The sequence below is a fragment of the Kitasatospora sp. DSM 101779 genome, assembly GCF_025655475.1.
Classification (GTDB): Bacteria; Actinomycetota; Actinomycetes; order Streptomycetales; family Streptomycetaceae; genus Kitasatospora.
The window spans coordinates 2,082,277-2,103,975 of sequence record NZ_JAHTIK010000001.1 but is presented as its reverse complement, the minus strand read 5'-3'; the positions used below and the strand labels follow the sequence as shown (position 1 = coordinate 2,103,975).

Genomic DNA, 21,699 nt, shown 5'->3' with positions numbered 1-21,699 from the left:
GGGGGAGAACCGCGCAATTCGGATGCGGGCCGCCGTACAGTTCCCGGCACGGCCCGAACCGTTAGGACGGCCGCCCTCGGACTGCGCAGTTCTCCGCGCCCCCGGCGGTGCCGAGGAACGCAGTGGTCCGGGGCGGGGTGGTGGTGAGGCCGGGCTGGACGAGGACGGGGTCGTCCGTGCGGGCGCGGGCCAGGGCGGCCGGGTCGAGGACGACGGTCAGCAGCTCCGGTGCGTCCTCGGCGGCCTCGGCCAGCAGGTGCCCGTCCGGTCCCCAGGCGGCGCTGCGGCCGCAGCCGGTGTACGGGCCGGAGCGGCCGACGTGGTTGGCGAGCAGCACGTACAGGGTGTTGTCGAGGGCCCGTGCGGGGAACACCGTGCGGCGCTGGTGGGCGCCGGGTCCGGTGCCGAACAGGGCGCCCACCAGGTAGGCGTGGGCGCCGTCGAGGGCGGCCGCGCGGGCGTGCTCGGGGAAGCCGGAGTCCCAGCAGACACCGAGGCCGAGCCGCCAGCCGTCCAGCTCCAGGGTGCAGCCGCCGGTGCCGGGCGAGAAGCCGGCGGCGCGTTCGTTGGGGGTGGCGAACTGCTTGCGGTAGACGGCGGCCGTCCGGCCGGCCCCGTCCAGGGTGAGGGCCGCGATGTGCAGGGTGCCGGTCTCCGGGTCGCGGACGGGGGCGCCGACCACCACGGCGGTGCCGGTCCCGGCGCAGGCGGCCGCCAGCGGTGCGAGCCGGGGGTCGTCCGGGGCGACGGTCAGGCTGTCCGGGTCGGCGGCGATGCCGGTGGTCTCGTAGCCGGTCAGGAAGAGCTCGGAGAGCAGGAGCAGTCGGGCGCCCTGCGCGGCGGCCCGGCGGACCAGCCCGGCCGCGGTGGCGGTGTTCGCGGCGATGTCCAGGGGGACGAGCGGGGCCTGCGCCACGGCGACGCAGAGCGGGGAGGTGGGAAGCGTGTGTACAGGGATGCTCACGGGCCTCAATCCTTACATGCCGGGCCGTCCGCGCTCAAGGCCCTCGACGGGCCCCGACCGCCCCGGGCCGGTCCGCGTGGCGTGCGCCGCGCGGCCCCGGGCCCGGTGCCACCATGGCGCCATGACGGACCGATCGGACCCGGCCGCGCGGTACGCGGAGATCGCCGAGGAGCTCGCCCCGCGTGGCGCGACACAGTCGAAGATGTTCGGCATGCCCTGTCTGAAGGACACCACGGGCAAGGCCTTCGCCGGCCTGCACGAGGGCGAGTTGGTGTGCCGGCTGGGCCGGGACACGCCGGCCCTCGCCGAGGCGCTGCGACTGCCGGGCGCCCATCTGTTCGACCCGGTGGGCGGCCGGCCGATGAAGGACTGGGCCTGCATCCCGCTCGGCGCGGCCGCCCACTGGGACAACTTCGCCGAGGCCGCGCTGATCGCCCCGCGCTGACCGTCGACGCGTCCCGGCGTCGCCCGGCTCAGCCGTGGTAGCCGGCGACGATCTTCGTGAAGGCGTATGCCGACTGGGAGATCCCGCTGCAGGAGTCGCCCGCCTGGGTGCCGGAGGGGCAGGCCCGGTCCCGGTTGACCGCCCAGAAGGTGAACCGGGCCAGGTGGTGCGCCTTGGCGTAGTCCAGCATGGTGGTGAAGTCGCCGGTGGAGACGGTCTCGTCGGCCTCGTCGGTCTTCCCGTTCATCGAGGAGATGCCGATGTGCCGGTACGCGGTGGCGCTGTCGTAGCCGTACGCGCCGGCCACCGCCTTCTGCAGGCCGTCCGCGGCCTTGGTGGTGACGCTGCCCATCGAGCCGCTGTGGCTGCCGAAGTCGAACGGCATGATCGTCCAGCCGTCCAGGGCGAGTCCGGCGGCGGCGCCCTTCTTGACCAGGTCCAGGCCGTTGGCGTCGGGGCCGGTGGGCGTGGTGCCGAAGGTGAGGTAGGTCCGGATGCCCGGGTTCTTGCTCTCGACCGTCTTCAGGGCGGAGATCACCCGCTGCCGGGCGGCCGCGCTCGCCACCTCGGTGTTCTCGATGTCCACGTCGATCGCCTTCAGCTTGTAGGCGTCGATCACCTTCTGGTAGGCCGCGGCCAGTGCGCTCGCCGAGGTGCACTTCTCGCCGAGTTTGCTGCCGCTCCAGCCGCCGAAGGAGACCACCACGTCGCCGCCGGCCGCCCTGATCGCGTTGATCGCGCTCTGGTCACTGCCGCCGGTGAGCGGCCGGCTGCCGTCCCACTTGGGGTTGCAGCCGCCGTCGCTGAGCATGAAGGCGAGGGTGAACTGCTTGACCCCGGTCGCCGCCATCACGTCGGTCGGCTTCTGGGGGCTGCCCCAGCCGAGGTACTCGTAGGGGGCGTTGAGGCCCACCGGGTCGGCGGCCGCGGCGGTGGCGGCCTGCCCGGCCGGCGCCAGGGCGAAGGTGCCGGCGGCGAGTGCGGCCGCGCCGGCCAGGGCGAGCAGCGGGCGGACGCGCCGGTGCCGCAGGGCGTGCGAGGGCATGGTTCTCCGTTCGTCTGGGGTGTCGCGGGAACCGTCAGGAAAGTTTCCTAACTTCGTCTGCACAGCAAAGCAGCACCTTGTGTGCACATCAAGAGTGGGCGCCTTAAGGGAAGTTGAAGGCCGAAAATGCGTCGCCGGGCGGGTGTGGCGGCAGATACGGTCGAGTGTATGCAGACCACTACGCTCTGGCGACCGACCGGCCCGAAGGAGCTCGCGCTCGTCGAGGCCTCCGGCTGGCGTGCCTGGCCGCCCCGCCTGCCGGAGCAGCCGATCTTCTATCCGGTGCTCAACGAGGACTACGCGGTCCGGATCGCCCGGGACTGGAACGTCCCCGCGTCCGGCGCCGGCTACGTCACCCGGTTCGAGGTCGAGAGCGCCTACCTGGAGCGGTTCCCCGTCCGGCAGGCCGGCGGCGAGACCATCCTCGAACTCTGGGTGCCCGCCGAGGAGCTGGCGGAGTTCAACCGGCACATCGTCGGCGCCATCGAGGTCGTCCGCAGCTTCGGCGCGGCCGAACGGCCGGACGCTGCCCGAGCCTGAGCCCGGCACACCGGGTTACGGTACGAATTCCGGCACCCGCGGCCGGCCGCGCCGAGCAGGCCCGAGCTGGCCCGCCTCCGATCCGATCCCGAGGAGCTCCATGGCAGGCCCGACCGTCGACGCCGGCGGCGAGCGGACCACCCCCGCCGCCGGCGCCGCCACCGCCGCGCCGCCCGGCCGGGCCACCGTCGTCGCCCTCGGCGGCCTGGTCGCGCTCGGCCCGTTCACCACCGACCTCTACCTGCCGGCCCTGCCCTCGCTCGCCGCGGACCTGCACGCCACCGCACCGGCCGTCCAACTGACCTTCACCGCCCAGCTGTTCGGCATGGCCGCGGGCCAGCTGGTGTTCGGCCCGCTGAGCGACCGGCACGGCCGCCGCCGCCCGCTGCTCGCCGGCATCACGGCCTACTCCCTCGCCACCCTGGTGTGCGCGATCGCTCCCGGCCTCGGCGTGCTGGTCGTCGCCCGCTTCGTGCAGGGCGTCGCGGGCGCGGCCGGGCTGGTGATCGCCCGCGCGGTGGCCCGGGACTGCTACGAGGGCGTGGCGATGATCCGCTTCATGGCCTCACTGGCGATGATCTCCGGCCTCGCCCCGATCGTCGCCCCCGTGCTCGGCGCCCAACTGCTGCACGTGACCGACTGGCGCGGCACCTTCGCCGTCCTCGCCGCGCTCGGTGCCGTCCTCGCCCTGCTCGCCGCGGGCGCCCTGCACGAGTCGCTGCCGCCCGAACGCCGCCACCGCGGCGGCCTGACCACCACCCTGCAGGCCGTCGGCGGACTGATCCGCGAACGGCGCTTCCTCGGCTACGTCCTCACCAGCACCTTCGCCTTCGGCGCGCTCTTCGCGTACGTCAGCGGGTCCTCCACCGTCCTGCAGGAGGTCTACCGGGTCTCGCCGCAGACCTACAGCCTGCTCTTCGCGGTCAATTCGGTGGCCCTGATGGCCTCCACCCAGTTGAACGGGCGGGTGCTCGTCACCCGGGTGCGCCCCGCCTCGCTGATGCTGCTCGGCCTGGTGGCCGCCGGGGCGGCCGGGCTGGCGATCACCCTCTTCACCGGGGTGTGGGACCTCGGGCTGGCCGCGGTCTGCCCGGCGATGTGTCTGCTGATGGCGGCCATGGGCGTGGTCGGCCCGAACTCGGCGGCCCAGGCGCTCACCATGGCCCCGCACGCGGCGGGCTCCGCCTCGGCGCTGCTCGGCCTCGGCACCTTCCTCTGCGGCGCCGTGGTGGCTCCGCTCAGCAGCGCGGGAGGGCAGCCGTCCGCCGTCCTGCTGGGCGTGGTGGTGCTCGGCAGTGCGGTGCTGTCGCTGGTGGCCTTCCTGACGCTGTGCCGGCCGTGGCAGTCGGCTGGGGAGCACGGAACCTAGAGGTCCTCGAAGGTGCGCGGTGACCGATCCAGGGGCGCCCACGCGGCCCTACGCGGCAGCCGTGCGCCGTTGAGGACACGCCCCGGCCGGGTCCCGCCGGCCGGGTCCCGCGCCGCCGGTCAGCGGTGGCCGCGGGCGAGCAGGGCGGCGCGGGCGCGGGCTGCGAAGTCGGCCTGGGCGGCGGTGGCCACCGGGTCCTGGGCGGTGCCGCCGGGCTTCACCGTGCCGGCCACCGTGTAGTAGCCGTAGCGGCCCACCGCCGCGTGGGTGTTGGCGCAGCCGGGGCCGGTGCAGTACGAGGTGCTGCCGGCCGGCACCAGGCCCTGGACCTGGCCCTTGTGGCCGGCTGCGACGGCGTCCGCCTGGGTCTTGGAGTCCAGGACGGCGATGCCGACGGTCACCGCGCCGGAGCCGTCGGTGTAGGTGGCCCGGAGGATGCTGCGGCAGCCGTGGGCGGCGAGGACGTCGCCGAGGCCGCCCGTGGTGGCCTTCCAGCAGGGGTCGGTGGTGGCGGTGGTGAGCCGGGTCCAGGTGCGGCCGCCGGCGGTGGCGGAGGCCGGGAACAGTGCGGCCGGGTCGAGCGGCGCGGTGTCGGTCGCGGCGGAGGAGATGACCGTCAGCGGGTCCGCGGGCGCGGCGGAGGGGCGGGCGCCGCTCGGCGAGGTGCTCGGGCGCGCCGAGGGGCCGCCCGGGGCGCTGGGGGAGGACGACGCGGGGGCGGAGGTGCTCGGTGCGGCGCTCGCCACGACCCCGGTCGGCTCGGTGGCGGTGGGGCCGCCGCCGGCCGCCGCGGGGGCGCCGCCCGTGCGGTCGGAGCCGGACAGCCCGACCGCGGTGGCGGTGATCCCGCCGACGACCAGGGTGGCGGCGACCACGCCGCCGACGATCTGCAGCTGCCTGCGGCGTCTGACCTCGTGCTCGTGCCGGTCGGCCATCGCCGCCCAGTCCGGCTCGCCCGTTCCCGCCGGCCCGCCCCGGCCCTGCGCCGTGCCCCGCCCGTCAGTCATGCGCGCGATCCTACGATCTGACGGTCCTGTCGATGCAACCCGTCAGCTCGGGACGGCCGCCGCGGTCAGCAGGTGGCCGCTGACGCCGAGCAGCGAGGGCTCCGACTCGGTGGTGCGCAGCGCCGCCAGCACGGTGTCGCGCCGCTCCGGGTCGTCCAGCCACTCGTTGACCTCGCCCATCAGCCAGGCCGCACCCTCCAGCCCGTACTGCCGGGCCTCCGGCAGTCCGGCGGCGGCGAACTCGTCGAGGACGTCCGCCGGGTGGTGGAACCAGGCCGTGGTGAAGAGCGGGTTGTCGGCGGTGCCGCCGAGCAGACCGGTGGCCGCGCAGGCGTCGGTGGCCGCGCGCGGGCCGGGCTCGAAGTAGCGTCCGACCCGCAGCTGGTCGTGCAGTCCCGCGTACCGGTTGATGGTGGCCGCGACCACCGCACCGCCCGGCCGGCAGACCCGGCGGGCCTCGGCGAGAGCCCGCAGCCGGTCGGCGCGCTCGGTCAGGTGGTAGAGCGGCCCGAGCAGCAGCACCGCGTCGTAGGAGCCGTCGGCCGCCGCCAGGGCGCGGGCGTCGCCCAGTGCGGCCCGGACACCGGGCAGTGCGGCGGCCTGTTCGACGTGCAGCGGCACCGGGTCGACCAGGTCGACCTCGTGTCCGTCGGCGGCCAGCCATGCGGCGTGCGCGCCGGCGCCGCCGCCGACGTCCAGCACCCGCAGCGGGGCGGGGCCGAGCAGCCGGCGCAGCACGTCCTGGGTACGCCAGAACTCCAGCCGGTTGTGCTCGCGTTGCAGGCGGCCCTGTTCGGCCCCGCGGTTGTAGTAGTCGAGGATCTCCGGGCGGACGGTCACGGTGTCGTCGGTCATGCCAGCCATCATGATCGTCCGCCCGGAGCCCGGTCACCGGGTTTTCCGGCGGTCGTCGGTCAGCCCAGGCCGTTGGCCTTCAGCCAGTCGGCGGCGACGGCCGACGGGTCCTCCTTGTCGACGGCGACCCGCTTCATCAGGGCGGTGAGGCCGGCGGTGTCGAGCTTGGCGGAGACGGCGTTGAGCGCGGCCGTGGCGGTGGCGTCCACACCGGCCTTGTTCACCAGCGGGACGACGTTCTGCACGCTGAAGAGGTTCTTCGGGTCGGCCAGCGTGACCAGGCCGAGCTGGACGATCCGCGGGTCGGTGGTGAAGACGTTGCCGACCTGGACGGTGCCGTCCTTGAGCGCGTTGGCGGTGGTGTCGGCCGTGGGCTTCCACTCCTTGAAGGTCAGCCCGTACACGTCCTTGAACTGCTGCTCGCGGCGGGACTTGAACTCCGGCGGCCCGCCGATCACCAGCTCGCCGGCCTTGCCCGCGAGGTCCGCCACGGACGTGAGCTTCAGCCGGTCGGCGGTCTCCTTGCTGACCGTCAGGGAGTCCTTGTCCTCGGCGGAGGCCGGGTCCAGGACACCGAGCTCGGCCGGCAGCCTGCGCTGCAGCTCGGCGTCGACGGCCTCGGTGCCGGCCGCGGTGGTCTTGGGGTCGAGGTAGGCGAGCAGCGCGCCGTTGTACTCGGGCAGCACGGTCAGGCTGCCGCTCTTCAGCTGCCCGTACAGCACTTCGCGGCTGCCGATGTTGAACTTCTCCTCGACCTTGACGCCCTTGGCCTTCAGTGCCCGGGAGTAGATCGAGGCGAGCAGCACGTTCTCCGGGAAGTTCGCGGAGCCGACGACGACGGTCTTCCCGTCGGCGGGCTTCGCGGATCCGCCGTCGGCGGCCAGCGGGTCGCCGGACGAGGAGGAGCAGGCCGCCGCGCCCAGCGCGAGTGCGGCGGCGGTGAGCGTTCGGACGAATCGGGCGGTCATCGGGGTTCCTTCGTTCGGCGAGTACGGGTACGGCGGGTGAGCCGGGCCTGCGGCGGCGAGGCGCGGCGGATCAGCGGGGCGAAGAGCAGTTGCGCGGCGACGGCCAGCAGGACGACCAGCAGGGCGCCGCCGACGGTGGCCGGGTAGTCCTTGGTGGCGAGGCCGTCGACGACGTAGCGGCCGAGGCCGCCGAGGCCGACGTAGGCCGCGACCGTGGCGGTCGCGATCGTCTGCACGGTGGCGGTGCGCAGCCCGGCGAGCAGCACCGGCGCGGCAGCGGGCAGGCAGACCCGCGCGAGCACCTGGCGGTGGGTCAGCCCGATGCCGAGCGCGGCGTCCCGGACGACCGGGTCCGTTCCGCGGACGCCCTCGGCGGCGGCGACCAGCAGCGGCGGCGCGGCCAGCGCCACCAGCGGGACGAGGACGGCGGTGTCGCCGACCCCGGCCAGCAGCACGGCGAGGGTGACCAGGCCGAGCGTGGGCAGGGCCCGCGCGGCACCGGTCAGCGCGGTCACGACGAAGGCGCCGCGGCCGGTGTAGCCGATCAGCACGCCGAGCGGGACGGCGAGCACCACGGCCCACAGCAGGGCCTCGCCGCAGAACACCAGGTGTTCGGCGATCCGGTGGGCGATCGCGTCGGGCCCGCTCTGCCGGGCCGGGGCGGTGAAGAAGGTGGTCAGCCAGCCGAGCCAGTTCACCGGGCACCTCCGGACGCCCAGGGGGCGAGCAGCCGGCGGGCGAGCACCAGCAGCAGGTCGGTGGCGAGGGCGAGCAGCACGACCAGTGCGATCCCGGCGACGATCGGGGTCGGGAAGGTCCGCTGGAAGCCGTCGACGAAGAGGTATCCGAGGCCGCCGCGGCCGACCAGGGCGCCCACCGCGGCGAGCGAGATCGAGGAGACCGCGGCCACCCGCACCCCGGCGACCAGGTACGGCACGGAGGCCGGGAGTTCGACCGCGGCGAGGCGGTGCCAGGGCCCGTAGCCGAGTGCGGTGGCCGCCTGCCGGACGTCCTCCGGTACGGCACGCAGCCCGTCCACGGTCGCCGGCAGCAGCACGGCGAGCGCGTAACAGGTGAGCGGCACCATCACGGTGGCCCGGGTGGCCAGGCCGGTGTACGGGATGAGCACCACGAAGACGGCGATGGCGGGCAGCGCGTACACCACGTTGAAGACCGCGGCGAGCGGCTGGTAGAGCCTGGGCAGCCGGGCGCAGAGGAGGCCGAGCGGGACGGCGGCGAGCAGTGCGATCAGCACCGGGACGAGCGAGATCACCGCGTGGTCCAGCGCGAGGTCGCGCAGGTAGCCGAGGTGGTCGCCGATCCAGTGCCAGCGGACGAGCGGTTCACCGTCCACCGGCGGGCTCCCCGGCGGTGGGTTCCGTGGCGGGCCGCTCGGCGGCGGGCTCCTCGACGGAGGGGCCGAGTGCGGCGAGGACGGCGGCCCGGGTGGCCAGGCCGGTCGCCCGGCCGGTCCCGTCCACGGCGACCGCGGCGCCGGCGGGGGAGAGCACCGCGGCGTCCAGTGCCGACCGCAGGCTGTCGGCGGCGGGGGCGAAGACGGGGGCGGGCCGGCGTTCGCCGCCCCGCTCCCAGCCCTCGGGGCGGCCGTTCGCGTCCACGGCGAGCCGCCAGCCGTGCAGTTCGGTGCCGGTGGGCAGCAGCCCGACCGTGCTGGCCGGGCGCAGGCCGAGCCCGCGCAGGCCCCGGTCGCGGCCGAGGAAGGCGGCCACGTCGTTGTTCGCGGGCGCGGTGAGCAGGGTGTGCGGGTCGGCGCACTGGGCGATCCGGCCGTGCTCGCGGAGCACCACCACCTGGTCGCCGAGCCGTACGGCCTCCTCGATGTCGTGCGTCACGAACAGCACGGTCTTGTTCAACTCGGACTGCAGCCGCAGCAGTTCCTCCTGCAGGCCGGCCCGGACGACCGGGTCGACCGCACTGAACGGCTCGTCCATCAGCAGCACCGGCGGATCGGCGGCCAGCGCGCGGGCCACGCCGACCCGCTGCTGCTGCCCGCCGGAGAGCTGGAAGGGGTAGCGGCGGGCGGTCTCCGGCGGCAGGCCCACCAACTCCAGCAGTTCGGCGGCGCGGGCCCGGGCCGTCCGGCGGTCCTGGCCGAGCAGCCGCGGCACGGTCGCCACGTTGTCCAGCACTCGCCGGTGCGGGAACAGCCCGGCCTGCTGGATGACGTAGCCGATGCCCCGGCGCAGCCGGGCGGCGGGCAGGGAGGCGACGTCCTCGCCGTTCAGCAGGACCCGGCCGGAGGTCGGTTCGACCATGCGGTTGACCATCCGCAGCAGGGTGGTCTTGCCGCAGCCGGACGGGCCCACGAGCACGGTTATTCGGCCGGCCGGGCCGTCGAGGTCCAGGCCCTCGACGGCCACGGTGCCGTCCGGGTGGCGCTTGGCGGCGCCCTCGAAAGTGATCACGTGTGGTTCCAGAGTGCTCTGCTGTTCTGATGCGACATGAGATGGGTACGCATGAGGCGGATGTGACAAACAAACACCTGATCGAATCCCCGGGGGTCCGTCAGGCCAAACCCCCGTCGGCCGAAAGGGTGGGCAGGCCGGCCGCCGCCCAGGCGACGTGGCCGCCGTCCGGATCGGCCGCCCGGTGCGGTCCGAGCTCCCGCAGGCTCGCCGCGGCCAGGCCGGACGCGTGGCCCTCGGAGCAGACCGCGATCCAGTGCACCCCGTGATCCGGCGCCTCCGGGATCCGGTGGCTGCCCGCCGGGTCGAGCCGCCGCTCCAGAACGTTCCGCTCGATCACCGGCGCGCCCGGGATGCCGCGCTCGCGGGCCCGCTGCGCCACCGGCCGGATGTCCACCAGCAGCGCCGCCCCCTCGGCCACCGCCGCGAACGCCTCCCCCGGGCCCGGCCGGTGCACCCCGGCCCGGGCCCCCGCCACCGGCTCGTCCACCGTCGTCACCACTGCTCCGGTCCTTCCTCCGCGGTGCGGACCAGGCCCCCGGCCCGCAGGTCGTAGCGCGTCATCCCGCTCAGCGGCGGCGAGTACGCGTGGATCGTCACGGCCGGCCCCGCCGAGGTGTTGCGCACGTCGTGCAGGTACGCGGCGCCGAACGCCCGCACCGCCCCCGGCGCCACCCGCCGCACCAGCAGCCCGTCCTCCGGCCCGCCCAGTGACAGCTCCTCCAGCTCGCCCAGCGCCACCGCGAAGGCGCCGCGCGAACCACCGTGGTCGTGGAAACCGGTGGACTGCCCCGGCAGCCAGCTGATCAGCCACACCTCGTGGTCCTCGGCGCTCACCAGCCGTTCGTACCAGCGCTCCTCGGTGGCCAGCCGGACCCGGTGGATCCAGCGGTCGGGCTGCTCGGCGAGGTCGCGGACGATCGCCCGCAGGGCGTTCGGCGACAGCGGGCGGGCGGTGCCGCCGGTGTCCGCGACGGCGCCGGGGTCGGCGGTGTCGGCACGGCCGGGACCTTGGCCGGCGGTGTCGGGCTGGGAAACGGGTAGGGCGAAGTCCAGGCTCATGGCGTGTCCTCGGATGGCCGGAGGGGCGGCGGGCGCACACGGGCACAGCGGTGCGCCGACCGGGGAAGGGGGGAGCTTCAGGAGCGGACGGTCCCGGACGGAGCCCGACGGGTCAGGCGCCGGCCCCGGAGAACGGCACGGGGCGAGGAGGAACCGTCAGCGGGCACACATGTCGCTCGCCTGGCGTCGCAGATCGACGTGCAGGCGGCAGACCAGAGCGGTGCCGGGCTTCATGCGCCGATCGTTCACGACGAGGGAGGGCCGCGTCAAGCCGCGTCCACCGGGCGGAAGACACACCCGTCCGCCCGGGGCACCGGAACGGCGCAGCGGCCCGCCCCGGATCGTCCGGGACGGGCCGCTCGTGGGCGGTGCGTCAGTTGTTCTGTGTGGCGTCGCCGTCCGCCTGCGCGGCGGCGCTCTCCGCCGCGTCCAGCTTCTGCTGCATCTGCTGGGTCTGGCCGTCGTCCTGCTGCGACTGGGCGGCCTTGTCGCCACCGCCCTGGTGCGGACCGCAGCCCGTCAGCAGCAGCGCGGCGGCCGCGGCGAGGGCCGCCACCGCGGCACCGGCCCGGCGGCTCACTTGGACCCCGCCGAGGGCGAGCCCTGCTTGCCGCACCAGTCGGCGACGGCCTTCACGTCCTTCTGCCGGAGCACCAGCGTCGGCACCAGGCTCTTGCGGAAGTCCAGCCGGTCGTTCAGGTAGGTGTACACCTCGGTGTGCCCGGCGGACTTCGCCTCGGCCACCCGCTTCTCCAGGCGGGCCACCGAACCGACCACCGTGGCATCGCCGTTCAGCCGCGTCAGGGCCTTGTCGAGGCGCGCCTGGGTGGCCGGCACGCGCTTGCAGATCGCCTTGGCGCCGTCGCCCTTCGGGGTCTCGGCGGCCTGGGCCGGGGCCGCACCGGCGAGCACGGACCCCGCCAGGGCGAGTGCGCCGATCGCGGCGGCCTTGCGGTTCATGGGCATGGCGGTCTCTCCTCCGGATACCTGTTTGATCGGACGCCGGGGAGCGTAGGGCGGCTTCTTGTGGAAATCCTGTGACCGCCCGAGGGCGTGACCGGCGGGCAGGCCGGGCGGGCTCAGCGGGTGATCCAGTCCCGACGGGCCGGCAGCACCAAAGTCGGCTCCTCGGGACGCAGCAGCGGCAGCCGTACCTCGAACCGGCAGCCCGTGCCGTCCGGCCCCTCCGTGACCGCCACCGTGCCGCGGTGCAGCGCCGCCTGCTGCGCCACCAGGGTGAGCCCCAGGCCCGACCCCGGGCTGTCCCGCCGCCGGTGGAAGCGGGCGAAGACCGCCGCCCGCTCCTGCGGCGGCACCCCCGGCCCGCGGTCGTCCACCGTCAGCACCGCCGAGCCGCTGCGCCCCGCCCGCAGCCGGACGGAGATCCGGGCCGGGCCGCCGTCGAGGCGGCCGTGCACCGCGGCGTTCCCGATCAGGTTGGCCAGCAGGATGCGCAGCCCCGCCTCCCAGCCGAACACCCGCACCCCGGCTGCCGCCTCGACCTCCAGGCGGGCCTTCGGGTGCCGCCGACCGGCCTCCGCCGCGGCCGCCTCCACCAGCTCGCCCAGGTCCAGCGCGGCGAACGCCGACAGGTCCACCAGGTCGCCGCCGGCCAGCGTCCGCAGCGCGTTCAGCAGCTCCTCCAACCGGCCGTGGTCCTCGGCGAGTTCGCCGACGATCTCGGCCCGCTCGGCGGCCGGCAGGTCCGGATGGGCGCCCAGGACGTCCAGGTTGGTCCGCATCGCCGTCAGCGGGGTGCGCAGCTCGTGCGCCGCCGCGGACGAGAACGATCGAGCGGTCTCCAGCGCCTGCGCCGTTCGGCCCGCCTGCTCGTCGTAGCGGGCCAGCAGCAGCGAGAGCGCGGCGGCGAGTTCGTCGACCTCGGTGACACCGCTGCGCCGGTGGTCGAGCGCGCCCGCGCCGGTGCGCGGGTCGAGTGCGGCCGCCCGGCCGCTCAGCGTCCGCAGCGAGGCGGTCGCCCGGCCCGCCAGGCCGAAGGCCAGGAGACCGGCCACCGGGGCGGCCAGCACCGCCACCAGGAACACCCGTCGGCGGACGGTCTTCACCTGCGGATCGACCGCCGTGGACGGCTGCACCAGCCAGAGCGTGCCCGGTGCCGCGCCGTCCACCGGCACGGCCAGCACCCGCCAGGCCCGCCCGCCGTCCCGCACGGTCACCGGGCCGGACCCGGCGGCCGGCAGCACCACCGACTCGGTCGGCTGCGGGCCCACCGCCAGCCGTACCGTGCCGTCCGCGGCCGCCAGCCGGACCCCGGAGTCCAGCGCACCGTCCAGCACCTTGCGCTGCTGGTTCTGCTCCGCCTTCGGCCGGTTGCCGGCGCTCGCGGCGAGCAGCGTCCGGGCGTTGGGCAGCACCGCGGCCGACCGGGCCCGCAGCACCTCGTCCTGCTGGCGCAGCAGGTCCCGGTGGACCAGGCCGAGCAGCAGCAGCCCGGCGGCCAGCACCAGCAGCGGCACCAGCACCGTGACCGACAGCGCGATCCGGGTGGAGAGCTTCACCGGGCACCCCCGTCGGCGGGCACCCGCAGCACGAAGCCCACACCGCGTACGGTGTGGATCAGCCGCGGCCGGCCGCCGTCCTCCAGCTTGCGGCGCAGGTAGCTGATGAAGGTGTCCACCGCGTCACTGCGCACGTCGAAGTCGTAGCCCCACACCCGGTCCAGCAGTTGGTCCCGGGTGAGCACCAGCCCGGTGTTCCGGACGAGCTGCGAGAGCAGCTCGAACTCGCGCCGGGTGAGGTGGAGTTCGGCGCCCTCCCAGTGCACCTGGCGGGTGGCCGGGTCGACGGTGAGCGGGCCCGCCCGCAGGAGCTCGGACGGGGGCGCCGGACGGCGTCGGAGCAGCGCGTGCAGCCGCAGCACCAGCTCCTCCAGGGCGAACGGCTTCACCAGGTAGTCGTCGGCGCCGGCCTGCAGCCCGGCGACCCGGTCGGCGAGCTCGTCCAGCGCGGAGAGCATCAGCACGGGGGTGTCGTCGCCACGGGCCCGCAGTGCCCGGCAGACCTCGGTGCCGCTGAGGCCGGGCATCGACACGTCCAGCACCAGCACGTCGGGGGCGTCGGCGGCGGCCCGGGCGAGCGCCGCCTCGCCGTCCGCGGCCACGCCGACGGTGAAGCCGCTGAGGCGCAGCCCGCGCTCCAGCGAGCGGCGGATCGCGGCGTCGTCGTCCACCACCAGCACCCGGCCGGCCTGTGTGCCCGCGGTCATCGGCGCCTCCTCGTGTCGGGCCCCTCCGGCCCGGGGCCGCCGACTCTCCCACACGCGGGCGGCGCCGGTCACGGCGGGGAGCGGGCGCATCGGGGTGCGCCGTGGCTGCGGTCGCGGCTCGGGCGGGTGTTCGGGAACCGGCGGCCGGCGCCGGGCGTCCTTCGGGACACCGCGGTTCGGCGTTGGACCCCGGAGGGCAAGGAGACAGGTATGGGTTTCATCAGCTGGATCGTCCTCGGCCTGATAGCCGGGGCCATCGCCAAGTTCCTGCTGCCCGGGCGCGACCCGGGCGGCCTCATCGTGACCACGCTCATCGGCATCGCCGGCTCGTTCGTCGGCGGCTGGATCTCCTCGTCCGTGCTGCACCGGCCGGTGGCCAAGGAGTTCTTCGACCTGGCGACCTGGGTCTCCGCCATCGGCGGCGCCCTGGTACTGCTGATCGCCTACCGCCTGCTCTTCGGCAACTCCCGGGACTGACCGCGCGCCCCGGCGGGCCCCACTGCGGGCCCGCCGGCGGCGGATTTCTTTGCTCCGCTGCGGGAGCGCTCCCACCAAGGCGGATTCGACCCCAGGGTCAGGCCGTCGAACATCGTCGAAACTTCCTTCTGTGCAAGGGATTACGTCCGGAGCCTGGCGGGGCTAGCATCGGCCCCGGCCGTGCGGGAGCGCTCCCACATCCGGCGGCCGTCCCATCCTCTCCCACCCGAGAGCACGCGGAGGACCCCTGTGAGCACTCCCGACGGCGTCCGACGGGCCGCCCCGGCACCCGGTCGCCCCACCCCGGACCGCCCCCGGCACGCCGCCCGCCGAGGCCGCGCCGCAGCCCTGGCGCTCGCCGCCGGCGCGGTGGCCGTCTCGATGCTGGCCGGCACCCAGACCGGCGCCGGCGCCGCCGTCCAGGGCAGCCTGCCCGCGGACACCCGGTTCTGGAAGGACCCGGCCTCCCAGGTCGTCAAGTGGGTCGCGGCCAACCCCAGCGACTCCCGCACACCGGTGATCTCCCAACGGATCGCCAGCCAACCGCAGGGCGTCTGGTTCGCGAACTACAGGCCGGACACCGTGACCTCGGACGTCCGGGCGATCACCGCCGCGGCCGCCGCGGCCGGCCAGGTGCCCGTCCTGGTGGTGTACGAGATCCCCAACCGGGACTGCGGGGGCGCCTCCGCGGGCGGCGCCCCCGACCTCGCCGCCTACGACGCCTGGGTCACCAAGTTCGCCGCAGGCCTGGGCAGCGGACGCTCGGTGGTCGTTCTGGAGCCCGACTCCATCGCCCTCACCACCTGCCTCTCCGCCCAGCAGCAGGCCGACCGCTTCGCCTCGCTCTCCCGGGCCGGCGCGGCCGTCCACGCGGCCGCTCCCAACGCCAAGGTCTACCTGGACGGCGGCCACTCCACCTGGAACAGCGCCTCCGAGCAGGCCAACCGGCTGCGCAGTGCGGGCATCCTCAGCAACGCGGACGGCTTCTTCACCAACGTCTCCAACTTCAACACCACCTCGGGCGAGGTCGGGTACGCCAAGTCCGTGCTCTCCGCCCTCGGCAACCCGGCCAACCTGCACGCCGTGATCGACACCAGCCGCAACGGCAACGGCCCGGCGGGCAGCGCCTGGTGCGACCCGACCGGCCGGAAGATCGGCAACTACCCGACCGCGGCCACCGGCGATGCCGCGATCGACGCCTTCCTGTGGGTGAAGCCGCCGGGCGAGGCCGACGGCTGCGCGGGCGCCGCCGGCACCTTCGTCCCGGACATCGCCTACCAGCTGGCCCAGAACGCCGCCGACCCGAGCACCCCGCCGACCAGCCAGCCCCCGACGTCCCAGCCGCCGACGTCGCAGCCGCCGACGTCGCAGCCGCCGACCGGCAGCGCGGCCTGCTCGGTCGGCTACAAGGCCAACTCCTGGACGGGCGGCTTCACCGCCGAGGTGACCGTCAGGAACACCGGCACCGCCACGATCAGCGGCTGGACACTGAAGTGGAGCTTCGGCGGCGACCAGAAGGTCACCAGCGCCTGGAACGCGAAGGTCAGCCAGTCCGGCACCACGGTCACCGCCGCCGACCTCGGCTACAACGGGGCACTGGCCGCCGGCGCCTCCACCGGCTTCGGCTTCCAGGCCACGTACGGCTCCGCCAACCCGGCCCCGACAGCCTTCACCCTGAACGGCTCCGCCTGCACCGTCGCCTGACGCTGCGGCGGACCGCGCAGAACGGCCGCCGACCGCCTCCCCACAGCGGTCGGCGGCTTCCGCCCGTCCGGTGGCGCTCAGCGGCAGAGCTCGAAGACCATGTCCTCGAAGTCAGGGTGCCGCCGGCCGGCCTCCGCGACCACCTCGGCGGCCGGACGGCGGGCGCCCGGCGCCCAGCGCTCCGCGACGGCGGCCAACTCCGCGTTCGGGCGGGCCGCCAGCCCCAGGTACTCGACCGCCTCGCGCGGGCCGGACCCGTCCGCCAGCAGCCACAGGTACGAGGCCAGGTCGCAGGCGACCACCCCGGTCTCGCCCTCCGACCCGAGGAACACCACCGGCTGCTCGGCCAGCGGCCGGCCGGGGTGCGCCAGCCAGATCGCCCCGTAGCCCCCGGTGCCGTCCTGCCCGAACACCCGGAAGGCGTCCCCGTCCAGCTCCGGGTTGCCCGTCCAGGCGCGCAGCCAGTCCGTGGTCTCCTCGGCGCTGAGGAAGGCGTCGTAGGGCTCAAAATCCACCCCTTGGCCCTCGTCGAAGTCGAAGCCGATGCCGGCCACCTCGGCGAGGGCGGCGGGGAGGATGCGGTCGTCGTCTGCCATACCCGCAGGCTAGGCCGCCTCCTGCCCGGGGCGCGGCCGGGGGTCGGTGCCGGCCTGCAAGGGCCGGTGGCAAAGACTTGGCAAACTCGCGGGCCGATCGGCTCGTGCCGCCCTCTCTCCTGTCAACAGCCCAGCGAGGGACGGGGAAGTCCGGCGGCGACCCTGGTCGGCGTCGCCGACTCCCCCCGGCCCTCGCGGCTGCCGCGCCGGCCGGGCGCCCCCAGCAGCCCGGCCGGCGCCTGCCGTCCGCTTTGCCCGCCCGGCCCGGGTCGTGCCCCGACGGCCGCGTCGTGCCCCGACGGCCGCGTCGTCAGGGCTGCGGGGTCGCCCAGGCGGGGAGGTCCTCGCGGGCGGTGAGCCAGGAGTCGGGTACGTCGGTGAGGCCGGTGCGGGCGGCGGTGACGCCGCCGGCGATGGCGCAGGTGGTGTCCATGTCGCCCCAGCCGCCGAGGGTCTCCCAGAGGGTGTCGGTGAGGGAGTCCAGGGCGCCGGCGGCCGACCACAGGGCGAACGGGACGGTGTCCCGGGCGGAGAGCCCGGCGCCGGAGCCGAGCACGACGGCCGCGTGCCGGACGGTGGTGCCCGAGGGGAAGCGGGCGGCCGTGCGCAGGCCGGACCGGACGTCGCTCTCCGGCAGGTGCCCGGCGACCTCCATCAGGAACTCCGACCGGCCGGGTGCGGCGGAGCCGCGGCTGCGGACGGCGAGGGCGGCGGCGACCGCCACCGCGACCGCCCCGGCGGCGGCCTCCGGATGGTGGTGGGTGGTCCGGGCGGAGAGCCCGGCCTGCTCGGCGACGGCGGCGAGGTCCGCGGCGAACCAGGCGCCGAGCGGGGCGACCCGCATGGCCGCGCCGTTCCCGTGCGAGCCCTGGCCGCCGAACACCGCGGAGGTGACGGTGCGCCAGTCCGCGCCCCCGTGGACGGCCCGCATCACCTGGTGCATCGACGGCCCGTACTTGCGGTGCGGTGCAGCGGTGTAGGCGGCGGCGAACTCGCGGGCGAGGTCGTCCTGCCGGACCTCGCCGAAGCGGCCGAGATGCCGGAGGACGACCAGCGCCATGGCGGTGTCGTCGGTCCACTTCCACGGCCCGGGCCGCGGGATCCGGGCCGCCTGCTCGGCGGCGGCCTCGTCGACGCGCGGGGAGAACCAGCGGTCGCCGAAGGCGTCCCCCAGGGCGAGGCCCTGCAGGCTGTCGAGTGCCGCGGTCGGCGCGTGCATGTTGTCCTCCGGGTGAGAATGACCGAGGGCGGCATTCTCGCGGCGGCGGGGCGGCCGGGCCAGCGGATTTCCCGTGTGTGCGGGGCGTCAGCGGCCGCGCAGGCCCTCCAGCAGGAGCGACCAGAGCGCCTCGAAGTCGTCCTGGGCGGCCGGGCGGGACCACTCGGCGGCGTGGGCCGGGTCGTGGAAGTGCGCGGTGGCGAGGAAGACCGAGCGGGCCACCGGGCCGGCCGCGGTGTCGCGGAACTCCCCGCGGCGGACGCCGTCCTCGACGATCTCCCGGATCTGCGCGACCAGCGTGTCGACGTGCTCCTCCACCGTCCCGCTGACCTCGCCGACCAGGACCATGTAGGTGGCGAACAGTTCCGGGTCCTCCAGCGCCTTCTGCCGCTTGGCGGCGAACAGCGTCGCCAGCCAGCGGTGCATCCGCTCGGCGGCCGGGCCCGGTTCGGCGGCGATCGCCGCGAGTTCGTCGTGGGCCCGGTCCAGCCAGCGCTGGGTGACGGCCTCACGCAGCGCCGCCTTGCTGGGGAAGTGCCGGTAGACGCTGCCGTGGCTGACGCCGAGGGCGCGGGCGATGTCGACCACGGTGGCCTTCGCCGGGCCGAACCTCCGCAGGACGTCCTCCGCCGTGCTCAGGATCTGCTCGGCGGTGAGTGCGTTGTCCGTGGCCACGGGGAGGTCGTCCTTCGGTGTCGGTACGGCGGGCGGCTGCTCAGCGCTCGCTGTCCAGCATCGCCATCTGTGCCGCAGCGTACCGGTCGCCCGCGGCCGATCCCTCCGGTACGGCGGCCTCGATCGCGGCCAGGTCGACGGGGGTGAGGCGGACGTCCAGCGAGCCGAGTGCCTCGGCGAGCCGGTCGCGGCGGCGGGCGCCGACCAGCGGCACGATGTCCGGGCCGCGCGAGGCGACCCAGGCGATCGCGGCCTGGGCGACGGTCGCTCCCTTCGCCGCGGCCACCGAGCGCAGTGCCTCGACCAGGGCCAGGTTGCGGGTCAGGTTCTCGCCCTGGAAGCGCGGGCTGTGGCCGCGGAAGTCGCTCGCGCCGATCTCCCGGGCGGCGTTCCAGTGGCCGCTGAGCAGGCCGCGCGAGAGCACCCCGTACGCGGTGATGCCGATGCCGAGTTCGCGGGCGACGGGCAGCACCTCGGCCTCCAGCGAGCGGGAGAGCAGCGAGTACTCGATCTGGAGGTCGCTGATCGGGTGGACGGCCGCGGCCCGGCGCAGGGTCTCGGCGCCGACCTCGGAGAGGCCGATGTGCCGGACGTGGCCGGCCTTCACCAGCTCGGCGATCGCGCCGACGGTCTCCTCGATCGGCACGTTCGGGTCGAGCCGGGCCGGTCGGTAGACGTCGACGTGGTCGGTGCGCAGCCGGCGCAGCGTGTAGGCCAGTGCGGTCTTGGTGGCGGGCGGGCTCGCGTCGTAGCCGAGCCAGCTGGTGTCCGGGCCGCGCTGGGCGCCGAACTTCACGCTGATCTGCACCGCGTCGCGGTCACGGCCGCGGAGTGCCTCGTACAGCAGCAGCTCGTTGTGGCCCATGCCGTAGAAGTCGCCGGTGTCCAGCAGGGTGACCCCGGCGTCCAGTGCGGCGTGGATCGTCGCGATCGACTCGGCCTCGTCGGCCGGGGCGTAGAGATCGGACATGCCCATCAGGCCGAGGCCGAGGGCGGAGGTCTCCGGGCCGGTGGTGCCGAGGGCGGTGCGGGGCGTGGTGCGGGGAGTGGTGGGCATCGGGGCTCCCGGGATCGAGGGCGGACGGCGGTGGTGATTCGACTATGACATGTCGAATGACAGATTTCAATATCTGTCATTCGATGGCTGGCGAGGGGGAGAGGAGGGGGAGGGCGAGGGTGACCGATATCAAAGGCTGATCGGCCGTCACCCGTCGGACGTGGATCCGCCGCCCGCGGGCGGTTCGGACTGCCGAAGCGACACCGCAGGTCCATCGTGGGTAACGGGACGCGCGCACCCGGCGCCGCACGGGGCGCGGAGCACCGGGCCACCTCGCACGGAGGCGAACGGGTCTTCTAGGCTCACTTCCCGAGCCTCCCCGGCCGCCGGCGCCCGGCCGCACCGCGCATCGGCCGCACCGCGCACCGGGGGCGCCGTCCACGGGCCCCGGACGCCGGGGTCGCCGGAGCGAGCGAGGAGGACGACGTGTCACCCAGTCCGAGGTTGCACCATCGACCGCTGCCCGACCGGACACCGGTCCCGGCCGCCACCCGCCCGCCACGACCGCCACAACCCCGGCCGGCCGCCCCGACCGCCCCGGGTTGTGGAGGTGCGAGGTGAGCCCGCATACGGTCCTCCCGGCCGAGCCGGGAACGGCGCCGGCCGCAGCCGGCCAACCCGCGGCCGAACGGGCCGCCGACGGCGAACCCGCGAATACCGCGGCGGCGCCCGCCCCGACCCGGACCACCGACCCGGCGGCCGCCGCAGCCGCCCCCGGACTGCCCGCCCTGCCGGGACTCCCGCAGGCGCTCACCACCCGGGCCCGCACCCTCGCCGGCGCCGTGCGCCGCCGCTGCGCCGCCCTCGCCGCCCTGGAGTCGCCCAGCGGTGACGCCCCCCGGCTCGACGCCCTCGCCGAAGAACTCTCGGCCGGCTTCCGCGCCACCGGTGCGCGGGCCCGCCGCGAGAAGGGCCCGGCCGGCGACCACCTGGTCCTGGAGTGGCCCGGCCGCGAGGAGTCCCTGCCGCACCTGCTGGTGGTCGGCCACCACGACACGGTCTGGCCCGCCGGCACCCTCGCCGACTGGCCGGTCGAGGAGCAGGACGGCCGGCTCAGCGGCCCCGGCGTGCTCGACATGAAGGCCGGACTGGCCCTGCTGGAGGGCGCCTTCGCCCTGCTGGCCGATCTCGGCCAGCGTCCGCACCGCACCGTCCGTCTGGTCGTGGTCGCCGACGAGGAGATCGGCAGCCCGGACGGGCGGCGCGTCGTCGAACGCCAACTCCCGGGCGCTGCAGCCGTGCTGGGCCTGGAGCCGCCGCACCCCGACGGCCGGCTCAAGACCGCGAGGCGCGGCTCAACCCGGGTCCTGCTCAGCGTCACCGGGCGGGAGGCGCACGCCGGCAACAACGCCGCCGAGGGCGTCTCCGCCGTCGACGAGCTGGTCGACCAACTGGTCGCCGTCCGGGGGCTCGGCCGGATGCCCGGAACCGAGCTCAACACCGGCCGGATCGCCGGCGGCACCCGCGCCAACGTGATCGCCGGCAAGGCGGAGGCCGAACTCGGCCTGCGCTTCGCCACCGCCGAGGCGCAGCGCCGCGCCCTCGACACCCTCTCCCACCTCACCGCCCTGCGGCCCGGCGCCAAGGTCCGCACCGAAGTGCTGTCCAGCCGTCCGACCTGGCCCGAGCGGACCGTCAACCCGCTGCTGCGGCACGTCCGTTCGCTGGCCGCGGCGCTCGGCCAGCAACTGGACGGCGCCCCGGCCGGCGGGGCCGGAGACACCAACCTCGCCGGCGCCCGCGGACTGCCCACCCTGGACGGCCTCGGAGCCGTCGGCCGCGGTCCGCACGCCCGGCACGAGCACGTGCTGGTCGACCAGTTCGCCCCGCGGATCGCCCTGCTGGCGGCGCTCCTCGCCGTACCGCTGCCCCGGCTGCGCGACCGCGCCTGACACCGCGGCCCGGTCCGGGCGGCGACCCCGCCCGGACCGCCCGCCCGGGTCCGCCGGGCCGTCCGTGTACGGATGCCTCCGGGCCGCCCCGGATCGCGCCCGTCCGGCCCCTCGCGGCCGCCGCCGCGGCGCCCCGCTCTCCCGCCCTCCGCGCCCTGCGCGGACCGTGCCT

At 75.4% G+C, this 21,699-nt stretch carries 24 protein-coding genes; 6 read left to right on the top strand and 18 right to left on the bottom strand.

Translation table 11 applies throughout. From position 1 onward, the window contains the following. Positions 1–61: 61 nt before the first annotated feature. Positions 62–964 (bottom strand): carbon-nitrogen hydrolase family protein, encoded by a 903-nt coding sequence (locus KSNIM_RS09795; protein ID WP_263102837.1) that lies wholly within the window; start codon positions 962–964, stop codon positions 62–64. 121 nt (positions 965–1,085) lie between these two features. Between KSNIM_RS09795 and KSNIM_RS09790 the strand changes: the two genes are divergently transcribed. After that, positions 1,086–1,409, top strand: coding sequence for a hypothetical protein (locus KSNIM_RS09790; RefSeq protein WP_263102836.1), 324 nt, complete (start codon positions 1,086–1,088; stop codon positions 1,407–1,409). A 28-nt stretch (positions 1,410–1,437) separates the two neighbouring features. Here KSNIM_RS09790 and KSNIM_RS09785 read toward each other — a convergent pair whose 3' ends face one another. After that, positions 1,438–2,454, bottom strand: a complete 1,017-nt coding sequence (locus KSNIM_RS09785; protein WP_263102835.1) for a chitinase — start codon at positions 2,452–2,454, stop codon at positions 1,438–1,440. A 168-nt stretch (positions 2,455–2,622) separates the two neighbouring features. Between KSNIM_RS09785 and KSNIM_RS09780 the strand changes: the two genes are divergently transcribed. Continuing rightward, the gene (locus KSNIM_RS09780) at positions 2,623–2,994 is read left to right on the top strand and encodes an ADP-ribosylation/crystallin J1 (protein ID WP_263102834.1); all 372 of its coding nucleotides are present in this window, start codon (positions 2,623–2,625) and stop codon (positions 2,992–2,994) included. Between the two features lie 100 nt (positions 2,995–3,094). Next, positions 3,095–4,363 carry a multidrug effflux MFS transporter gene (locus tag KSNIM_RS09775; RefSeq protein ID WP_263102833.1) on the top strand — a complete coding sequence of 423 codons (1,269 nt, stop codon included), beginning with the start codon at positions 3,095–3,097 and terminating at the stop codon, positions 4,361–4,363. A 119-nt stretch (positions 4,364–4,482) separates the two neighbouring features. On the opposite strand, the gene KSNIM_RS09770 is transcribed toward KSNIM_RS09775, so the two are convergent. From KSNIM_RS09770 to KSNIM_RS09715, 12 genes are all read right to left on the bottom strand, one after another. Next, positions 4,483–5,370, bottom strand: coding sequence for a hypothetical protein (locus tag KSNIM_RS09770; RefSeq protein WP_263102832.1), 888 nt, complete (start codon positions 5,368–5,370; stop codon positions 4,483–4,485). A gap of 42 nt (positions 5,371–5,412) precedes the next feature. Next, positions 5,413–6,225, bottom strand: a complete 813-nt coding sequence (locus KSNIM_RS09765; protein WP_263102831.1) for a class I SAM-dependent methyltransferase — start codon at positions 6,223–6,225, stop codon at positions 5,413–5,415. A 59-nt stretch (positions 6,226–6,284) separates the two neighbouring features. Then, a complete protein-coding gene (locus KSNIM_RS09760) occupies positions 6,285–7,193 on the bottom strand; it encodes an ABC transporter substrate-binding protein (RefSeq protein WP_263102830.1) in 909 nt (302 codons plus the stop codon). Then, positions 7,190–7,891, bottom strand: a complete 702-nt coding sequence (locus KSNIM_RS09755) for an ABC transporter permease (protein ID WP_263102829.1) — start codon at positions 7,889–7,891, stop codon at positions 7,190–7,192. The genes KSNIM_RS09760 and KSNIM_RS09755 overlap by 4 nt, the downstream gene beginning before the upstream one ends. After that, positions 7,888–8,547, bottom strand: coding sequence for an ABC transporter permease (locus KSNIM_RS09750; RefSeq protein WP_263102828.1), 660 nt, complete (start codon positions 8,545–8,547; stop codon positions 7,888–7,890). The genes KSNIM_RS09755 and KSNIM_RS09750 overlap by 4 nt, the downstream gene beginning before the upstream one ends. Further along, the gene (locus tag KSNIM_RS09745; protein WP_263102827.1) at positions 8,537–9,619 is read right to left on the bottom strand and encodes an ABC transporter ATP-binding protein; all 1,083 of its coding nucleotides are present in this window, start codon (positions 9,617–9,619) and stop codon (positions 8,537–8,539) included. Before KSNIM_RS09745 ends, KSNIM_RS09750 begins: the two co-directional genes overlap by 11 nt. Before the next feature lie 100 nt (positions 9,620–9,719). Next, positions 9,720–10,121, bottom strand: coding sequence for a rhodanese-like domain-containing protein (locus KSNIM_RS09740; RefSeq protein WP_263102826.1), 402 nt, complete (start codon positions 10,119–10,121; stop codon positions 9,720–9,722). Then, positions 10,115–10,681 (bottom strand): cysteine dioxygenase, encoded by a 567-nt coding sequence (locus tag KSNIM_RS09735; protein WP_263102825.1) that lies wholly within the window; start codon positions 10,679–10,681, stop codon positions 10,115–10,117. Before KSNIM_RS09735 ends, KSNIM_RS09740 begins: the two co-directional genes overlap by 7 nt. Before the next feature lie 373 nt (positions 10,682–11,054). After that, on the bottom strand, positions 11,055–11,261 hold the full coding sequence (locus tag KSNIM_RS09730) for a hypothetical protein (RefSeq protein ID WP_263102824.1): 207 nt from the start codon (positions 11,259–11,261) through the stop codon (positions 11,055–11,057). Next, complete coding sequence (locus KSNIM_RS09725) at positions 11,258–11,647, bottom strand: hypothetical protein (protein ID WP_263102823.1); 390 nt, start codon at positions 11,645–11,647, stop codon at positions 11,258–11,260. The genes KSNIM_RS09730 and KSNIM_RS09725 overlap by 4 nt, the downstream gene beginning before the upstream one ends. A gap of 113 nt (positions 11,648–11,760) precedes the next feature. Beyond that, positions 11,761–13,200, bottom strand: coding sequence for a sensor histidine kinase (locus KSNIM_RS09720; protein ID WP_263102822.1), 1,440 nt, complete (start codon positions 13,198–13,200; stop codon positions 11,761–11,763). After that, the gene (locus KSNIM_RS09715) at positions 13,197–13,907 is read right to left on the bottom strand and encodes a response regulator transcription factor (protein ID WP_263102821.1); all 711 of its coding nucleotides are present in this window, start codon (positions 13,905–13,907) and stop codon (positions 13,197–13,199) included. Before KSNIM_RS09715 ends, KSNIM_RS09720 begins: the two co-directional genes overlap by 4 nt. 210 nt (positions 13,908–14,117) lie before the next feature. On the opposite strand from KSNIM_RS09715, the gene KSNIM_RS09710 reads away from it, so the two are divergent. Both KSNIM_RS09710 and KSNIM_RS39065 read left to right on the top strand, forming a co-directional pair. Beyond that, positions 14,118–14,384 (top strand): GlsB/YeaQ/YmgE family stress response membrane protein, encoded by a 267-nt coding sequence (locus KSNIM_RS09710; RefSeq protein WP_263102820.1) that lies wholly within the window; start codon positions 14,118–14,120, stop codon positions 14,382–14,384. 249 nt (positions 14,385–14,633) lie between these two features. Next, complete coding sequence (locus KSNIM_RS39065) at positions 14,634–16,088, top strand: glycoside hydrolase family 6 protein (RefSeq protein WP_317634006.1); 1,455 nt, start codon at positions 14,634–14,636, stop codon at positions 16,086–16,088. A 77-nt stretch (positions 16,089–16,165) separates the two neighbouring features. On the opposite strand, the gene KSNIM_RS09695 is transcribed toward KSNIM_RS39065, so the two are convergent. The 4 genes from KSNIM_RS09695 to KSNIM_RS09680 all read right to left on the bottom strand — a co-directional run bounded on the left by KSNIM_RS09695 (position 16,166) and on the right by KSNIM_RS09680 (position 19,635). Further along, positions 16,166–16,684: an SMI1/KNR4 family protein gene (locus tag KSNIM_RS09695; RefSeq protein WP_263102819.1), complete on the bottom strand. Its 519-nt coding sequence runs from the start codon at positions 16,682–16,684 to the stop codon at positions 16,166–16,168. 310 nt (positions 16,685–16,994) lie between these two features. Beyond that, positions 16,995–17,903 carry an ADP-ribosylglycohydrolase family protein gene (locus KSNIM_RS09690; protein WP_263102818.1) on the bottom strand — a complete coding sequence of 303 codons (909 nt, stop codon included), beginning with the start codon at positions 17,901–17,903 and terminating at the stop codon, positions 16,995–16,997. A gap of 87 nt (positions 17,904–17,990) precedes the next feature. Further along, complete coding sequence (locus KSNIM_RS09685) at positions 17,991–18,578, bottom strand: TetR family transcriptional regulator (protein ID WP_263102817.1); 588 nt, start codon at positions 18,576–18,578, stop codon at positions 17,991–17,993. Positions 18,579–18,618: 40 nt separating this feature from the next. Beyond that, positions 18,619–19,635: an aldo/keto reductase gene (locus KSNIM_RS09680; protein WP_263102816.1), complete on the bottom strand. Its 1,017-nt coding sequence runs from the start codon at positions 19,633–19,635 to the stop codon at positions 18,619–18,621. A 557-nt stretch (positions 19,636–20,192) separates the two neighbouring features. Here KSNIM_RS09680 and KSNIM_RS09675 point away from each other — a divergent pair. Next, positions 20,193–21,527, top strand: coding sequence for a M20 family metallopeptidase (locus tag KSNIM_RS09675; RefSeq protein ID WP_263102815.1), 1,335 nt, complete (start codon positions 20,193–20,195; stop codon positions 21,525–21,527). The last annotated feature ends 172 nt before the right edge of the window (positions 21,528–21,699 follow it).